The 17,488-nt window shown below is 44.0% G+C and carries 12 protein-coding genes; 8 read left to right on the forward strand and 4 right to left on the reverse strand.

What is annotated here, in order from left to right; translation table 11 throughout:
* Nucleotides 1-307: 307 nt before the first annotated feature.
* Genes MKY54_RS08505 through MKY54_RS08515 form a run of 3 tightly spaced genes read right to left on the reverse strand, consistent with a single transcriptional unit; the run spans nucleotide 308 to nucleotide 3,666 of the window.
* Nucleotides 308-1,480 (reverse strand): glycosidase, encoded by a 1,173-nt coding sequence (locus tag MKY54_RS08505; RefSeq protein ID WP_339190196.1) that lies wholly within the window; start codon nucleotides 1,478-1,480, stop codon nucleotides 308-310.
* The gene (locus MKY54_RS08510) at nucleotides 1,480-2,694 is read right to left on the reverse strand and encodes an AGE family epimerase/isomerase (protein WP_339190198.1); all 1,215 of its coding nucleotides are present in this window, start codon (nucleotides 2,692-2,694) and stop codon (nucleotides 1,480-1,482) included. Before MKY54_RS08510 ends, MKY54_RS08505 begins: the two co-directional genes overlap by 1 nt.
* Before the next feature lie 21 nt (nucleotides 2,695-2,715).
* Nucleotides 2,716-3,666, reverse strand: a complete 951-nt coding sequence (locus tag MKY54_RS08515) for a 1,4-beta-xylanase (RefSeq protein WP_076308695.1) — start codon at nucleotides 3,664-3,666, stop codon at nucleotides 2,716-2,718.
* Nucleotides 3,667-3,962: 296 nt separating this feature from the next.
* Between MKY54_RS08515 and MKY54_RS08520 the strand changes: the two genes are divergently transcribed.
* From MKY54_RS08520 to MKY54_RS08555, 8 genes are all read left to right on the forward strand, one after another.
* Entirely contained in the window at nucleotides 3,963-4,742 is a 780-nt protein-coding gene (locus MKY54_RS08520; RefSeq protein ID WP_076126317.1) for a response regulator, read from the forward strand.
* 319 nt (nucleotides 4,743-5,061) lie between these two features.
* Nucleotides 5,062-6,429 carry an extracellular solute-binding protein gene (locus MKY54_RS08525; protein WP_076134055.1) on the forward strand — a complete coding sequence of 456 codons (1,368 nt, stop codon included), beginning with the start codon at nucleotides 5,062-5,064 and terminating at the stop codon, nucleotides 6,427-6,429.
* 128 nt (nucleotides 6,430-6,557) lie between these two features.
* A complete protein-coding gene (locus MKY54_RS08530; RefSeq protein ID WP_036675555.1) occupies nucleotides 6,558-7,439 on the forward strand; it encodes a sugar ABC transporter permease in 882 nt (293 codons plus the stop codon).
* Nucleotides 7,440-7,442: 3 nt separating this feature from the next.
* A complete protein-coding gene (locus MKY54_RS08535) occupies nucleotides 7,443-8,276 on the forward strand; it encodes a carbohydrate ABC transporter permease (RefSeq protein ID WP_076126321.1) in 834 nt (277 codons plus the stop codon).
* 76 nt (nucleotides 8,277-8,352) lie between these two features.
* Nucleotides 8,353-9,384 (forward strand): glycoside hydrolase family 130 protein, encoded by a 1,032-nt coding sequence (locus tag MKY54_RS08540; RefSeq protein WP_339190200.1) that lies wholly within the window; start codon nucleotides 8,353-8,355, stop codon nucleotides 9,382-9,384.
* A gap of 1,855 nt (nucleotides 9,385-11,239) precedes the next feature.
* Complete coding sequence (locus MKY54_RS08545) at nucleotides 11,240-12,202, forward strand: alpha/beta fold hydrolase (RefSeq protein ID WP_339190202.1); 963 nt, start codon at nucleotides 11,240-11,242, stop codon at nucleotides 12,200-12,202.
* Nucleotides 12,203-12,249: 47 nt separating this feature from the next.
* A complete protein-coding gene (locus tag MKY54_RS08550; RefSeq protein WP_339190204.1) occupies nucleotides 12,250-14,322 on the forward strand; it encodes a methyl-accepting chemotaxis protein in 2,073 nt (690 codons plus the stop codon).
* 165 nt (nucleotides 14,323-14,487) lie between these two features.
* Entirely contained in the window at nucleotides 14,488-16,305 is a 1,818-nt protein-coding gene (locus tag MKY54_RS08555) for a penicillin-binding protein 2 (RefSeq protein ID WP_339190206.1), read from the forward strand.
* Here MKY54_RS08555 and MKY54_RS08560 read toward each other — a convergent pair.
* Nucleotides 16,263-17,456 carry an AI-2E family transporter gene (locus MKY54_RS08560; protein WP_339190207.1) on the reverse strand — a complete coding sequence of 398 codons (1,194 nt, stop codon included), beginning with the start codon at nucleotides 17,454-17,456 and terminating at the stop codon, nucleotides 16,263-16,265. The genes MKY54_RS08555 and MKY54_RS08560 overlap by 43 nt on opposite strands.
* Nucleotides 17,457-17,488 lie beyond the last annotated feature (32 nt).

Below are 17,488 nucleotides of genomic sequence, written 5' to 3' on the forward strand. Positions count from 1 at the left end.
TGCTAACGGACACAGCAGACCCTATATGCAGTATTATCCGATATTTACAATGCTAACGGACTCCAGCGCAGCTATCGGCCTAGAAAACGCCCCAAATGGGACTCTTTTCAGGGAATAGCGCCCCTGGAGCCCGAAAACTTACTTTGAAGGCTAAATACATGTGAATAGCGTCATCTGAGTCCTTAAGTTACTCTGGATGATTGATATTCGCTTGAAGCAAACAGTGAATGATCAAAACGCAGAGCAGCGATCCTCCTAATATAGGAGAATCGCTGCTCTGTTGATTTTTAGGGTTTATGAACTTTTTTTACAATGCTAAATTACGATCAATAAGAGCAATACGTTGCTGTACACAAGCATAAGAGCGAAGGGGATCCTCTGGAGTGTTCAGCACATAATCTAACATTTGGTCAACGGTAGTTGTAGCCACATGGATACGAGTGTCGGAGGAGGCGTAGTAAATATAGATTTCACCGTTATCAAGTGCAATCACGCCATTACAGAACACGACATTGGAGACATCGCCGACACGTTCTTCACCGTCTGGTGCGATGAAATGACCACCAGGTGAATGAGTAACTTTGTTTGGCTCATCCAGGTCAGACAAGAAAGCATATAGCACGTATCGGAGTCCAGCAGCTGTGTTGCGTACACCATGAGCAATATGCAGCCAGCCTTTTGCAGTTTTGATTGGAGCTGGACCTTGGCCATTTTTAACTTCCTTGATGGTATGGTAGTAGCGTTCGTCCATGATAGTCTCGCTGGTAATTACGGCATCTTCAATTGTATCCGAGAGTCCCCAGCCAATACCGCCACCGGAACCTGCATCGATAAAGCCATCTTGTGGGCGAGTGTAGAAAGCGTATTTTCCATCTACAAATTCAGGGTGTAGCACGACATTACGCTGCTGAGCAGAGCCTGTTTCGAGATCCGCCAGACGTTCCCAGGTCTTCAGATCTTTGGTGCGAACAATACCACACTGTGCTACTGCGCTAGAAAGGTCACCATGTGGAGCTTCTGGATCTTTGCGTTCTGTACAGAAGAGGCCGTAGATCCAACCATCTTCATGGCTAACGAGGCGCATGTCGTAGACGTTGATATCAGGAACTTCTGTCTCCGGCAGCACAACTGGATGATCCCAGAAGCGGAAGCCGTCCACGCCATTGTCGCTTTCTGCTACAGCGAAAAAAGATTTGCGGTCATTGCCTTCCACGCGAGCAACAAGATAGAATTTGCCATTCAGTGCAATAGCACCCGGGTTGAAGACGCCGTTGACGCCAATTCTTTCGGCAAAATAAGGGTTGGTATCTGGGTTAAAATCATAACGCCAGATTAAGGGCGCATGCTCAGCAGTTAGCAGTGGATGAGCATATCGGTCATAAATGCCGTTTCCATAAGGAAGCTTTTCGTTCTTGCGAGCGATCAGGGCTTCATAACGTTCTGTTAATTGTTGTTTGCGTTCTTGGAATAATGATGACATTAGACAGTCTCCTTTATAGTTGATTTCAGTCGTGCGATCATTTCGAAGCAGGCTCTGCTGTTATGATAAGGACATTTCCAGGCGCTAACCTTTGATCCGTGAGGCAGGGGCTGAAGGTTCTCGTCCACGCCCCAGTACCATTCACCCAGCTTGTGATCCACCATGTATTTATCGATAAAAGTCCAGGAGGCTTGGGCAGCCTCATTAAATTTGCTGTCACCAGTCAGCTGATAAGCATTATAGAATCCAACAACCGCCTCAGCTTGCGGCCACCAATCTTTATCTTTGCTCAGCAGCCCGCTTGGGTCAGCTTCATTCCATATCCCTCCATCGCTATCTATACCTTCCGCAAGAACGGCTTCTGCCATGGAGACAGCGACTGTTCGCACACGCTGCAGCAGCTGCTCTTCTCCAAGGGTTTCAGCAGCTTCCACCAGCAGCCAGCTTCCTTCGATGTCATGTCCGTAGGAGATAATATCTGATTTCACATTCCATGCTTCATCTAAGAAAAGATGAAAATGCTGGCCTTCCTGATCAATGATATGATCCAGCATCGTTTCGATTAGCTCAGTTAGCGTGCTCTTTAGTTCCTCCGACTTCCATACTCGATAGAGACCGGTATACGCTTCCAGAACATGCAGATGGGTATTCATAGATTTTTTTTCATTCATATCTTTGCTGCTGAGACTGAGGTTATCAGTGATTTGCCATTCCCGTGATAAAGCTTCGACATAACCTTTATAAATAGAATCATAGCCGTATTTTTCAACTAGCTGGAATAATTGAATCGCATCCTCTAAGACTTCTGGACGTCCGGTCGCATGGTAGAATTCAGCCAGTGCGTAGATAGCAAAGGATTGGCCATAGATCTGCTTTTTCTCTTGAGAAGGTCTGCCCTCAGCATCCACCATCCAGTATAATCCGCCATACTCTTTATCAATGAAGTGTTCCATCAGGTAGGTATAAGCACGTTCTGCCATCGCCAGATATTCCGGTTTACCGTAGATCCGGTAAGCGCTCGCAAAGGACCAAAGGATCCGGGCATTAAGCACAAGGCTTTTCTCTGCGTTAGGAGTAATGTTCAGCTGATTGTCGATTTCACCTACAAAACCGCCGTTTACTTCATCCTTCGTCTGTTTCATCCAAAAACTAAGAATATTATCCTGCAGTTCATCCTCAAGTTGGGTCAACCATAATTCTGGTGAATTAATCATTGTAATCAGTCACTCCTCACATTATTTGGTGATTTTTGAGGTGAAATATTCGTTGATGATCCCAGCGGCTTGCTTACCGTACATACAGTAATCATCATTCTGTGCTGCTTCTTCAATTGGATAAAGATGAGTAGGCCAATCCCAGAGCATAAAGCCCTGAACCCAATCTCTGTGCTCACAGCCTTGAAACATTGCCTGATAGAATTTACTTTGTTCTTCTTGACTTGGTTCGCCCTTTAAGGTCCAATCATTGGGAATCGCAGCGCTCCCGCTCCGGCTTGGGCAACCTGCTTCCATGAAAAAGAACGGCTTATTCTGTGAGCGCACTACTTGCTCAATCCGGTCCAGCTGAGCCTCCCAATCACTAGCTGGATAATACCCACTTGAAGAAATCACATCGAGCGCATCCCACCAGGTTACGTTATCCTCCTGATACTTATCGCAATTATAAGTAAGAATACCTGAGTAGACCTTCCGCACCTCGGCAATAAGCGAACGCCATTCGGCTTCGCGTCTATCCGTCTGTACAAGCTCACAGCCAATACAGAACATTTCACAGCCTGTTTCCTCAGCGATAGCGGCATAGTGCAGAATAAATTTAGTATAAGAGCTGAACCACTCAGACCATTTAGGCTCGCAAGGGACATCCTTATCAAAAAAGTTAATATGGGCACGCCAAGTTCCGTCAGCACAATTAACAATCGGCTTCAGGCATACTTTTAGCTGCAGTGACTTCGCTTTGCTGATAGCCCATTTCACTTCTTCGTCGCTAACGGTTGGAGCCTCCCAGTAGGGAATTTCCGTAGAATGAGCGGTAGCTTGAAGCGCGCTGAGCGCAATGGCCGTCCAGTTCGCTCCGGTGACAGAGGACATTAATTCCAGCGAACACTCAGCTTCTTCTGTTGTCCATGAACCACGTCTACCCGAGAAACCCCAGGTTACGCCTGCAATGTATTCGTTGTTTAACATCATCGAGAATCCTCACTTTACACACAAAAATAGAAAAATTAGCAATCTTCATTTTGTTAGATAGTTATTATTGTTTTGTTAGTTTATAATAACAACTTAATTTAGTTATATACTTTTTCGCAGATGATTTCAAGGACAATTTGTAGTTGAAGCTGGGAAATTTGAATAACTTTAGTTATAGTAAATATAAGACTATAAAAGGGCGCAATCGTACATTGACGTAATACATGGGGAGATACTATTCGTGATGATAGCGCAATCATAATAACTGGCGGATACAACTGGAGGGAATTACTCAAATGATAAATGTTATGATTGCGGACGACGAGGAAGTCATTCGCAGGGGGCTCGAAAAAATCACATCCAGAATGGAAATAGACGTACATGTAATTGGATCTTACGGCAACGGGTTGGAAGCCTGGGAACATTTAGAAAAGTTATCCCGGGAGGATATAGATCTGCTTATTACAGATATCAAAATGCCTAGAATGGATGGTTTTAAGCTGATTGAACAGGCTAGAGACCATATGGAGGATATCCCTATTGCTGTCCTTAGCGGTTTTAGTGAATTTGAATATGCCCGTCGAGCGATCCGTCATGGGGTGATGGATTATTTGCTTAAACCGATTGATAAGACTCAGCTATATGAACTGCTTAAGAGAGTAGAGGATGTAAAGAAAAAGACCGTGACGGAGCATGAGGAGATTTTCTCACAAGCTGCGGATGGTGGAGAACATTATGTAGTTGAGCAGACAAAAAGTATTCTGGAGAGAGAGTATGATCAGAACTTCGAGCTTGAACGCCTAGCGGAGATGGTGGGCATGAATGCGAGTTATCTCAGCCGTTTGTTCAAATTAAAGACGGGGCAGACGATCACAGACTATCTGATTCGGATTAGAATTTCTAAAGCAAAGGAACTGTTAATGGAGCATCCTGACCTGAAAAATTATGAAATTGCCGAGAAGGTGGGTTATAGCGATCCGGTATATTTTAATAAATTGTTCAAGAAAATGTGTGGTATGACACCTAAGGATTATAAAAGCGGCTGTAAATTCCCGAAAATTGAACGTGAGTTTTAGGCATATATAGGAAGTTATTTATTAGGAGGGCGAAAAGCTCTCTTTTTTTGTGGATATTTTTATAAATTAGATAACAAAATTGTTATAAGTAAAACAAAAATAACAAATACAAGACCAGAAAAAGCAATTGAAACCATCGTTTTGCGTCGAAAATAGATTTATAATGGGTTTGTAAGCGATATCATCACTTGTTTTCAAGAGTAATTCAGATAATCCGGTATTAATGGCTACTCTTTCAAGTTATGAGTGATGATAAAAGTTATTATTTTTGTTATTTACCTAAAACTAGAGTTGAATTGAAGAGAGGGGTCGTAACAGCATGAAAAAAGGCAAAACAATGATGGGCTTGATGGCACTAACACTTGTGGCGGGATTGTTTAGCGGTTGTTCCTCAAACAACAACACTAACAATGAAGCTGCTAAAAACACAGGAAACAATGGTTCTTCAGCAGAGGCAACTGCTCCAGCTGATGGTACAGCAGCCAAGGATATCAAAGGGGATATCACAGTCATAACGCAAAGAACAGATATTGTTGATACCGTATTCAAAGAGTATGCGGCTAAATTTAATGAGAAATATCCTGATGTAAAGGTGAACTTTGAAGCGCTCGCTACTTACGAAGATCAAATTAAAATTCGTATGAGCACTAGTGATTATGGCGACGTTCTTTTGTTACCTACTAGCATAGCTGTAAAAGATATTCCTGATTTCTTCGAACCCCTTGGCAAGCTTGAAGAAATGAGCAAACAATACACAGGGTTGGAAGAACGTGCAGTAGACGGAGTTGCCTATGGTATTCCGATGACTATCAACTTTAACGGGATTATCTATAACAAACAAGTCTTCAAAGATGCCGGAATTACAGAGGTTCCCAAAACCCCTGAACAATTCTTGACTGCTCTGCAGACTATTAAAGACAAAACACAAGCTGTTCCTCTTTACACAAATTACGCAGCAGGCTGGACATTGACACAATGGGAAGCGGATCTGGCTACAGTAGCTGGTGACCGTGATTATGTGAACATTGCTCAAGTGGCTAGCGACGACAACTATGTAGCGGGTCAACCACACTATGAATTGTACAAAATTCTGTACGATGCAGCACAAAAAGGTTTGATTGAAGAAGATCCAACTACAACAGACTGGGAATCTTCCAAAGCTGATCTGGCCAACGGAAAAATTGGGACTATGGTGCTTGGATCTTGGGCAATTGGGCAAATCAAAGGCCTGGCTACAAATCCAGACGATGTTGGATTTATGCCTTTCCCAACCAATGCGGATAAAATCCTTGTGCCGCTTGCTGGGGACTACAATCTGGGTGTCAGCGTGCACAGTAAAAACAAAGAAGCTGCTAGAGCTTGGGTGGATTGGTTCATCAACGAATCTAACTATCCTACAACTGAAGGCGGCGGTATGAGCCCGGCTATCGGTGCAGAGCTTCCAGAAATCCTGAAACAATATGAAGGTACAGATGTAACCTTTGATACTCTTGCTCCTGCTAAAGCTGGTGAAGAAGGCTGGTCTGATGAAATCGACAAACAAGCTGAGATCGGTGCTTGGCAGCCAGACTTCAAGAAACGGATTATTGAAGCAGCGATTGGCAACAGAAAAGAATCCTATGATGACATCATGAAAGACCTGAACGACAAGTGGAAAGCCGCTCGCGCTAAAGTCACAGCACAGTAACAACTATAAGCTTCTTAGATGCTATAGGCGGTAGTGAATGTGGGAGGGGATATGCTAACAAGCATTTCCCCCTTCACATTTAAACGAGTCTTAAATAAATGAGGATGCTTTTTCTGGAGGTGTATCGGGTGTTTAAGTTTTCAAATTTGAGCTATAAAAATCAAAGAATCGCTATCATCATCTTATTCTCATTAGTGCCGATATTGTTGCTGCTCACATTCGCTTATTATCCAGTCATCAGTATGTTTCGGTACAGCTTCACCAGTTGGAATGGATTGAGCAAAAATATGGAATATGTCGGTTTAGAAAACTACAAGACCATTTTTACGAAACCTGAGTATTTTTCTGTGTTTAAGGTCAGTTTGTATTATTTCTTTACCACCTTTATTCAGATGGCACTTGCCTTGTATTTTGCAACCATCTTGAGCTTTAGTGTTCGCATGAAAAACTTGTTTAAAGGGATTTTGTTCTTCCCGACCTTGCTAAACGGTGTAGCAATCGGTTTTATCTTCCTGTTCTTTTTCAAACCAGATGGAACGTTAGATACGATTCTCAATCTGATTGGGCTTGGCAGTCTGCAGCAGAAGTGGCTTCTAAATCCTAATTTGATTAACTTCTCGCTCGCAGGTGCGTCACTGTGGAGATACATGGGAATGAACTTCCTGATTTTCCTCGGAGCTATTTCTTCTATTGGTAAGGATATCTATGAGGCCGCTGAAATTGACGGTGCAAACAGATGGCATCAGTTTATGCATATTATTTTGCCAAGCATTAAACGTATTCTGCAATTGAACTTGATTCTTGCGGTTAGTGGCGCCATTGGGGTATTCGAAATTCCATACGTCATGACAGGCGGATCTAACGGAAGTAGTACATTCGTAATTCAGACGGTCGATGTAGCTTTCAAATACAGCAAGGTTGGTTTGGCATCGGCGATGGCCGTGGTATTGCTGGGTATTGTTATCATCGTTACTATTTTGCAGCGCGTTCTGATCAAGGAGGAGAAATAAACTATGCATTCTGTAAAATATACCACTGCTAGTATATTCAAATATCTCACCTTGATTTTGGGAGCACTTGTAGCTTTGATACCTATCGTGGTCGTGTTTTTCGCTTCATTAAAAACCGGAGCCGAATATGCTTCTACCGGACCGTTAACACTGCCAGAGAATTGGTTGAATTTCTCCAACTACACTAAGGCTTTTGTAGACGGAAAAATGCTGCTCGGTTTTAAAAATACTGTCATTATCGTTGTGATTTCTATTGCGGGTGCTACGTTGACGGGTTCGATGATGGCTTATATTTTATCGCGCTTCAAATTTAAAGGCAGTAAGATCCTAATTAGTATGTTCCTGATTGCCACCCTGATTCCAGGTGTAACTACACAAGTAGCTACTTTCCAAATCATCAATCACTTGGGATTATTTAATACCAGATGGGCACCAATCGTTATGTACTTGGGCACGGATATTATCGCTGTTTATATCTTCATGCAGTTTTTGGACTCGATCTCCGAGTCACTGGATGAATCCGCGATGCTGGACGGAGCTTCGTATTGGACAATTTATTGGAGAATTATTTTGCCACTGTTGAAGCCGGCGATTGTAACTGTAGTGATCGTGAAGGGTGTTAATATTTATAACGATTTTTACACCCCTTTCCTTTATATGCCGAAAACAGATCTGCAAACGATCTCCACAGCACTCTTTAAGTTTAAAGGTCCATATGGATCGCAGTGGGAAGTAATATGTGCGGCGATTATGATCGCAATTATACCGACATTGGTTGTGTTTACCGCCTTGCAAAAATATATCTACAATGGTTTTTCACAAGGTTCTGTAAAGTGAGCTCGACAGTAAATTTAATAACAGTACTAGATAAAATAGCATACTGAAAAGTTGCATACATTTGGAGGGAAAACTAATGAGTGAAGTAAAATTGGTTGGAGCAAGTGCAATTAACATCCCGAACATGCCTTGGCAAGAAAAGCCTGCTGGCTACGAAAATCCGATTTGGAGACATAATGATAACCCGGTTATCAAAAGAAATCCTGCAAAAGGTGTAGCCCGTATTTTCAATAGTGCGGTTGCTGCGTATGAAGGCAGTTTTATTGGTGTATTTCGTGTAGAAGATAACACTACTCGTCCGCATCTGCGTATGGGACATAGTGTGGATGGTTTGGATTGGAAAATCGATGATGAGCCGATCCGATTTATAGATGAAGAAGGTAATGCTTATCAGCCGCGTTATGCTTACGATCCGCGTCTGGTGAAGGTTGAAGATACATTTTATATTATCTGGTGTACAGATTTCTACGGAGCAGCTATTGGGGTAGCAAAAACACAAGATTTCAAAACATTTATCAGCTTGGAAAACCCATTCCTGCCATTCAACCGGAACGGTGTACTGTTCCCTAGAAAAATCAACAACAACTTCGTGATGTTGTCCCGTCCAAGTGACAGTGGCCATACGCCATTTGGTGATGTATTCCTTAGTGAAAGCCCTGACTTCGTATATTGGGGAAAACACCGCCATGTAATGACCAAGGGTGGTCAAGGCTGGTGGCAAAGTGTCAAAATTGGTGGCGGACCAGCGCCGATTGAAACTACTGAAGGCTGGTTGATGTTCTACCATGGCGTAACTGGAACGTGCAATGGTCTTGTGTATAGTATGGGAGCGGTTATTTTGGACATCAATGAGCCCTCGAAAGTAAAATATCGCTCGAAGAACTTTGTATTAACGCCAGAAGAATGGTACGAGGAAAGAGGTTTTGTGAATAACGTCCTGTTCCCATGTGCTACTCTGCATGATGCAGAAACCGGCCGTATCGCCATCTATTATGGCGCGGCTGATACTTATGTAGGCGTTGCTTATACAACGGTTGATGAAATCGTCAACTATGTCATCGAAACCCATGAAGAGGTTGGCGATGATGCAGGTTTAGGCAAAATCTAATTGGACTTAATAACCTATATTTTCAGTGAGTATGCTAGAGTTCCGGAGAATTGCGTAGCGTAGAGTTCGAAAGAAGTGTGTTGGGTTTGGTGTGTTGAATGTTGTTGGGTGTGCTCAGTGCGGAGGTTGCCTTGTGCGACCTCCGTGTTCTGTTGCAGAATGTACAACAGAACGACACATTATCGCCTGTAATAGATAAGTAGCAGGCGAGGGGGAAATTCGGCTCTGTTGGCGATTCTGATCACTTCGTTGTTTAGTCACTCTGTGGCTCTGACGTAAATAGTTGCACTTTGTGCATTTAAACTAACATTTCTTTGGTTACTAGGCGATATAGTTGCACTTCGTGCAACTATATCAGCCAAGTAACCACCAAAAGCTCCTTTTACCGTTTTTTAGTTGTACAAAGTGCAACTAAGATTAGGAACAAATATATTTCAGCTGTAATAGCTGCACAAAGTGCAACTCTATGGCTCTGACGTAAATAGTTGCACTATGTGCACTTAAACTAACATTTCTTTGGTTACTAGGCGATATAGTTGCACTTCGTGCAACTATATCAGCGAAGTAACCACCAAAAGCTCCTTTTACCGTTTTTTAGTTGTACAAAGTGCAACTAAGATTAGAAACAAATATATTTCAGCTGTAATAGCTGCACAAAGTGCAACTATCCAGTCGCAAACTGTTACTGTGCCGATTATAAAGAAGTTAATAGGCAAAATGGAAATGTGGGTGTTGTGAAGGCAATAAGAAGATAGCGGATAAGTGGAATGTGAGTGGTTGTAGAGGTAATAAGAAGGTAGTAGGTACGTGGAATATGATTAGTTGTGGAGGTAATAGGCAAGCAGTGAGTGAGTGGTGAATGTGGCTCTGTTGGCGCTTCTGCTACTCTGTTGCTTAGTTACTCTATGGCTTGGTTACTCTATGGCTCTGACGTAAATAGTTGCACTATGTGCACTTAAACTAACATTTCTTTGGTTACTAGGCGATATAATTGCACTTCGTGCAACTATATCAGCGAAGTAACCACCAAAAGCTCCTTTTACCGTTTTTTAGTTGTACAAAGTGCAACTAAAAGGGAAAAAACACATATTCAGCTATAATAGCTGCACAAAGTACAACTATCCAGCCAGAAGCTGTTACTGTGCCGATTATAAAGAAGTTAATAGGCAAGATGGAAAATGTGGGTGTTGTGAAGGTAATGGGAAGATAGGTGCAAGTGGAATGTGAGTGGTTGTAGAGGTAATAAGAAGGTAGTAGGTACGTGGAATGTGATTAGTTGTGGAGGTAATAAGAAGGTAGTGGTACGTGGAATATGATTAGTTGTGGAGGTAATAGGCAAGCAGCGAGTGAGTGGTGAATGTGGCTCTGTTGGCGTTTCTGCTACTCTGTTGCTTAGTTACTTAGTTACTCTATGGCTCTGACGTAAATAGTTGCACTATGTGCACTTAAACTAACATTTTTTTGGTTACTAGGCGATATAATTGCACTTCGTGCAACTATATCAGCGAAGTAACCCCCAAAAGCTCCTTTTACCGTTTGTTAGTTGTACAAAGTGCAACTAAAAGGGAAAAAACACATATTCAGCTATAATAGCTGCACAAAGTGCAACTATCCAGCCTCGGAGCTGCGACTAAACTATCCAGTCGCAGAAAACGCAACTATCCCATCTCACTATCCCATCTCACTATCCCATCTCACTATCCCATCGCAACTACCCCCTCGTAGATATCCATACATCAACGGAAAACCCATATTGGGTTTTCCGTTTCTATCTAGCATAGTAACTGTAACGAACTTCGCGGTTACGAACAGCAAGCGAACAATTTCGTTACATAACTTAAGGAGGAATAATATTTTGGGAAGCGACATGAATTTGTCACAGTTAAAGGAATATAACGGAAGTAGTCCAAAACCGGATGATTTCGAGCGATTTTGGGAGCGGGCATTGCGTGATCTGGATGCACAGCCGCTGGATTATGAACTGGAACCAGCGGAGTTTGTCAGTGAACTTGCGGAATGTTTTCATTTGTATTTTACCGGAGTTGGCGGTGCAAGAATCCATTGCAAATATGTAAGACCGAAGAACAGCGTACATAAAAAAGGTCCCGGTGTAGTGATGTTCCATGGATACTCCTGTGACAGCGGGGATTGGATGGAGAAGGTGGCTTATGCTGCTCACGGGATTAGCGTCCTGGCGATGGATTGTCGCGGCCAGGGTGGCCTCTCCGAAGATAACCTTACCGTAAAAGGGACTACGATACGCGGACATATCATTCGAGGGATGGATGATCCTAATCCTGATAACCTTTATTATCGCAATGTGTTTTTGGATACGGCACAGACTGCCCGAGTTCTGATGTCTATGGATGAAGTTGATCCTGAACGTGTAGGTGCCTTTGGACTATCTCAAGGTGGAGCGCTGACTGTGGCTTGTGCAGCATTAGAGCCTCGTATAAAAATAGCCCTGCCTGTATATCCCTTCCTTTCAGATTATAAACGTGCTTGGGAGCTGGATATTACCACTTCAGCTTATGAGGAGATCAACTATTATTTCCGGTTTTTTGATCCCCATCATTTGCGTGAGGATGAGATTTTTAATAGGCTCGGTTATATCGATATTCAGAATCTTGCCGAAAGAATACAGGCTAAAGTACTGTGGGTTACCGGGTTATCCGATACGATTTGTCCACCTTCAACTCAATTTGCCGCATACAATAAAATACTAGCGTCCAAAGAGCTTATGGTTTATTATGAGTACGGTCATGAGTATTTACCATATCTTGCCGATCGGGCGTTGGAATTGTTCATGACCTTGTAAGAGATAAGCCAGCAGGCATAACTGAAGACAACGGTGGTGAACAATTGATGAAGTCGCAAGTAAAAAAAGAAAAGGCGCATTTCCAGCTGCACCCTGCCAAATCGATTGGGGTGCGGCTTTTTCTCATCTTCTTCATCTCAACAATGGTGCTCGTTCTCTCACTTGGCTACATTTCCTATTCCGTAGCTGAGCAAACGATCGAGAATAACGCGCTGTCAGCCAATCAACAGACAGTCGTCCAAGCTGCAGAGAAGTTTGATGTTGAATTATTGCGTTATGAGGATGGCCTAGGAAGAATTCTTTACAACAATGAGATTCAGGATGCACTCAAACAAGGGAATAATCCCACTACAAGTAATGAGGAGCGTAATTTGCAGTCCAACCAGATTAGCGCCGAGCTAAATGCCTGGCTGACCGCATCAAAGGGGGTAGAAGCTGTATACCTCATCCCGATGAATCAGGAAGTCCCTACTTCGTCAGCGGGATCAAAAGACAGCGCTTTTATCAAAGAATTCAGAGAGTCCTCATGGTTCAAGCAGCTTGAGGAGCAACCACAAACATTGTGGATTCCCCGAACAGAACAGGGGCAAGCCGGAAATACTTCGGGTATGTTTCATTTGGCACAATCGATAGCTGGGGATACACAAAGCCCGGGATACATAATTATCTGTGATATTAGAATTAGTGAATTAGAAAATCAGCTTCGTAAAGTTGATCTCGGACCCAGCTCTTACATGCAATTGCTGACGGATAAGGATGAATTGATCGCATCGTCCCAGCAAGTGGGAACAGATACTTATCTCAGTCTGGGAGGGACTCTTCTTCATGGTTTGGAGCTTGAGGCTGGGTCATTGCCAACGAAGGATGAGAAAGGAAAATCCATTCTGGCTGTGTACGGGACGATGGAAAGCTCCAGCTGGAGATTGCTTGGTGTTGTTCCGGCTGAGAATCTTACGAAAGACGCACTTCGTATTCTAAAAACTACATATATTATTGTTGCGGTGGCTGCTATTGTCGCCATTCTAATTGGTTACTGGATGTACAGAATGGTATCTAAGCCCTTGACCCGACTTAAGGATCTAATGTCTCAAGGGGCAGATGGAAATCTTGGAGTACGTACGGATATTACCTCACGAGATGAAATTGGTCAGTTATCGGGTTCCTTTAATAGGATGATGGAACGGATCACAGAACTGGTAATCCATACTAATGAAACCGCGAGGAAGGTAATGGAAACTGCCGATGAACTTAGTAGAGTATCGCGTAAGACAGCGATGGCAGCCAAAGAGATTGCCGCAGCAACAGAAGAAATTGCCGGAGGTTCAGGCAGCCTAGCTTTGGAGGCGGACCAGGGTAACGAGCTTACGGGGCAAATTTCGGTGCAAATGAACAAAGTGAACTCAGCTACGCATGAGATGGATCATACCGCACATAGTATCGGCGTGCTTAGTGAAGAAGGTTTTAATGAGTTAAAAGAGCTGCTTGGCAAGACCAATAAGACGGGCGATATGACGAATAAGCTTGTGCTGAAAGTGAATGAGCTGCAAGACACCACATCATCAGTGATGAAGGTGCTTGATGTTATGCAGAATATTACACAGCAGACGAATATTTTGTCTCTAAATGCAACGATAGAAGCGGCAAGGGCAGGGGAGTCCGGCCGGGGATTTATGGTAGTGGCCGATGAAATACGTCAGCTTGCAGATCAGTCCAAAGAATCCATTGCTGTGGTGGCTAATATAACAGACACCATTATGAAGGATATGAACGAGACCGTAGGTGTTCTCTCGGAAGTAGCCCCTCTTTTTAATCAGCAGGTGACTTCAGTGGAGAGCACTAGCGATATCTTCGTATCTGTACAGGATCAGATGCGTCATTTTATTACACGCTTGGAATCTGTTGCTTTATCGATGGATAGCTTGAGCCAATCCCAGAAGGTGCTGTCAAATTCGATGGGCAATATCAGCTCCATTGCAGAAGAATCATCAGCAGCTTCTCAAGAAGTGGCTTCGCTTAGTGGGGAGCAACAAAGTGTGAGTGATCATTTAGTGGAGCTGTCTGAGCAGCTTGAGCATGCGTCCCGGCAGTTGCAAGAAAAACTGTCCAAATTTAATTTGTAACTTTGCATAACCTAAGTAAATATTTTTAACTACAAAGACCAGTCTCCAATTATTTGGGACTGGTCTTTGTGCTATTCAAAAGGCTATAAATTAGCTAACTAAGCATGAGTGTAAATAATCCAGCGGGTGGGACATAATAAAGGCTATGAACGTCAGTCAGGAGGAATGGGATTGCACAATAATGTCCACAGACGTATACTCGGCGGACTGATTATTTTATGTTCAGTAGTAGCCGTGTTGGTCCTTAGGCTGGCGTGGATTCAACTGTTTATGAAGGAACAGACGGTCCCTGGAACGAAATATACACTTGCAAAGATGGCAGAAATTCAAAGCGAACGGGAGACGGTATTGGACTCTGGGCGGGGGCGTCTGTATGACCGAAAGAGTGAACCCCTTGCCGGGGAAACCATTTGGACGGCTGCGTTTTTTCCTCAAGAGGCGAAGGCTAGGAATACCGTGACGCAGGTCGTATACGAAGAAGCTGAGTCCATGCACCGGTTGGCAGCTATCCTTGGAGTGAGTTATGAGCAATTGCTAAACAAGCGCTCTTCCCTTAAAGAACCATTGCTTTGGCCATCCTCAGTGGGAAAAGGACCGCTCGCACTTACATCCGCACAAGCGGAAGAAGTGAGTGCATTGGGGATCGACGGCGTAGGCGTGTTTCCTTTTGCTCGCAGATATGATGGGAAAGCAACTGGTCGGCAGTGGCTTGGATATTTATCGGAAGCGGTACCAATCACTGGTGGGAAGGCTTCCCCATCGGGGCTGAGAATTCCGATGAAAGGAACGGACGGGTTAGAAAAAACCCTGGAGCCGTTGCTTCGAGGTGTAGGGCATACTGAGGCATATGCTCAGGTTGATGCGCGCGGGCAACGTGTCCCGGGCATTCCCATTCAAGTACGAGCCCCGGGTAATCCGTATTATCCGCTGTCTTTATATACAACGATTGATAAAAAGCTTCAGGAACAAATAGAGGAGTTAGCTGTCAAAGCTGGAATGAAGGAAGGAGCCGTGGTGGTGTTAGACACCGGAACGGGAGATATTGAAGCCATGGTATCTTTACCTTTTTACGACCCAGAGAAGATATCCCCTGAAGGGGGAGAGTGGAATAACCGGGCGTTGCAGGCTGCCGTACCTGGATCAATTTTCAAAATCGTCACAGCAGCAGCAGCACTAGAAGCCGGGGTCACCTCAGCGGATGAGCTTTTCTATTGTTCAGGGCAATATGAGAAATATGGATTGTCTTGTCTAAAAGGAAAAGGACACGGTCCCCTCACGCTGGCGCAAGGGTTCGCCGTGTCCTGTAATACTGTATTTGCTGCGCTGGCAGAACGTTTGAGTGGGGCGCAGCTTCAAGCGACAGCACTCGCGCTGGGGCTCGGAAGAGATATTAGCTGGCAAGCGGAGAATACGCTTGGTTTTCCAGTTCTTAAGCCACTGTCCGGTGAGCAGAAGGGGACGATCTTTACTTCTTTGCTGCCGGATGATCCAGGCGCCAGAGTGCAGACGGCCATTGGGCAGCGAGATGTGCAAGTGACTCCACTTCAGGCAGCGAACCTGGTGGTGACGTTACTGCATGGCGGGGAAGTGAGAGCGCCAAGAATTCTCCAGCGTGTAACCTTTGCAAATGGGCAAAAGCTAGAGGATCTGCCGGGTCATCTTTCCCCTTCAACTGCCGGGAGGATCTCAGAATCTACAGCCCGCCAGCTGCTGTCCTGGATGCGTAAAGTAGTTACGGATGGAACCGGCACAAGTCTGCAGAGCACGAAATGGCCGGTTGCCGGGAAATCAGGTACGGCACAAACCCTTGTTAAGGGTATGCCGCGTAACAATCAATGGTTTATCGGCTATGGGCCGCTGGATCATCCCAGATATGCTGTGTCGGTAGCGGTGGAGAACGTCGCTCCGGACAGCTCACATCTAGCCGTTAAGCTGTTCGGTCAGATATTGGATTTATTATCATCGGTTCCCTCTGGAGCTTGAGGTTCAGGTGGTGGCGCAGAGCTGGTCTGATTGGAAGCTGGACCGTTAGCTGCAAAGGGCGAAATGATAAATTCCTCTTGCGGAAGATAGATCCAGCTCTGAAGATACCCTTGTTGAATCAGTTCTTTTATCAGAATAAGCAGAATCGGCGACAGGATCAGACCAGCCATACCGAAAGCAGATGTGGACAGAATGACGAACGACAGCATAAGGAAGGCTGAGGATACGCCAATTGAATTCCCGGTAATCTTCGGCTCAAGCAGCTGCCTAACAATTAGTACAATGGCAAGGAGGATAATTAATCCAATAGCCAGTGATGTATTGCCCACGATGAACAAATAGATGATCCAAGGGACTAAAATTGTCGTCACACCAAGAAGCGGCAAAACATCAAATACCGCGCAGACTAATGCCATTGTGATTTCGTTGCCGGTTCGCAGAATAAATAAGCCGACTAGAACTATGGCAAAAGTAATGCTGATCAGAATAAGTTGTGCTTTTAAATAGGAACCGATAGCTTTAAAAACATTGCCTTGCAAAAAGGCGAAGGCGTTCTTAAAGGTTTTTGGCATTTTGTCATGCGCGATTTTACGCCAATCTTTGATTTCCATGCTAAGGAAAAATGCCAAAATAATGGCTATCCCGAAATTGGCCATGAAGGTGGAGAAGGAGCCTAGAATACCGGCCATGTATTTTAGAAAAGTGATCAGCCATCCTGTTAGGACATCCGTGGCATCTTTAAAGTACCCGTTGACCTTGTTCGTAATATCGGGTGGCAAGTTATCTATTTTTTGCTGCAGGTAGGTCGTGGTCTCCACAAAATGCTGCTGCACCACATATGTATATTTAGGGAGGTTCTCTTGGAAGTGAAGGGCCTGGATCGTAATCAGTAGACCGGCACCAAATAATGTACCTAACAGCACAATCAGAAAGAGCAGCACTGAAATAGCGGAGGCAAAAGGTTTACCAAGACCACGGCGGTTCAAGAAGCGGGCCAAGGGTTCGATAAGCAAAAACACAAAAAAAGACAGGAATACAGGTGCAGCTAACTGATACAGCTTACTAAAGGAGAACATAATTAAATAAACCGTGAGGACAATTAATCCGATGTCAAAAAATGTGCGCCAATATTTTTTGTATAACGGCAGCATAGATATAAACAACTCCCTTTTTTTATAAGTGG

The organism is Paenibacillus sp. FSL P2-0121 (assembly GCF_037975345.1).
GTDB classification, from domain to species: Bacteria; Bacillota; Bacilli; order Paenibacillales; family Paenibacillaceae; genus Paenibacillus_AQ; species Paenibacillus_AQ odorifer.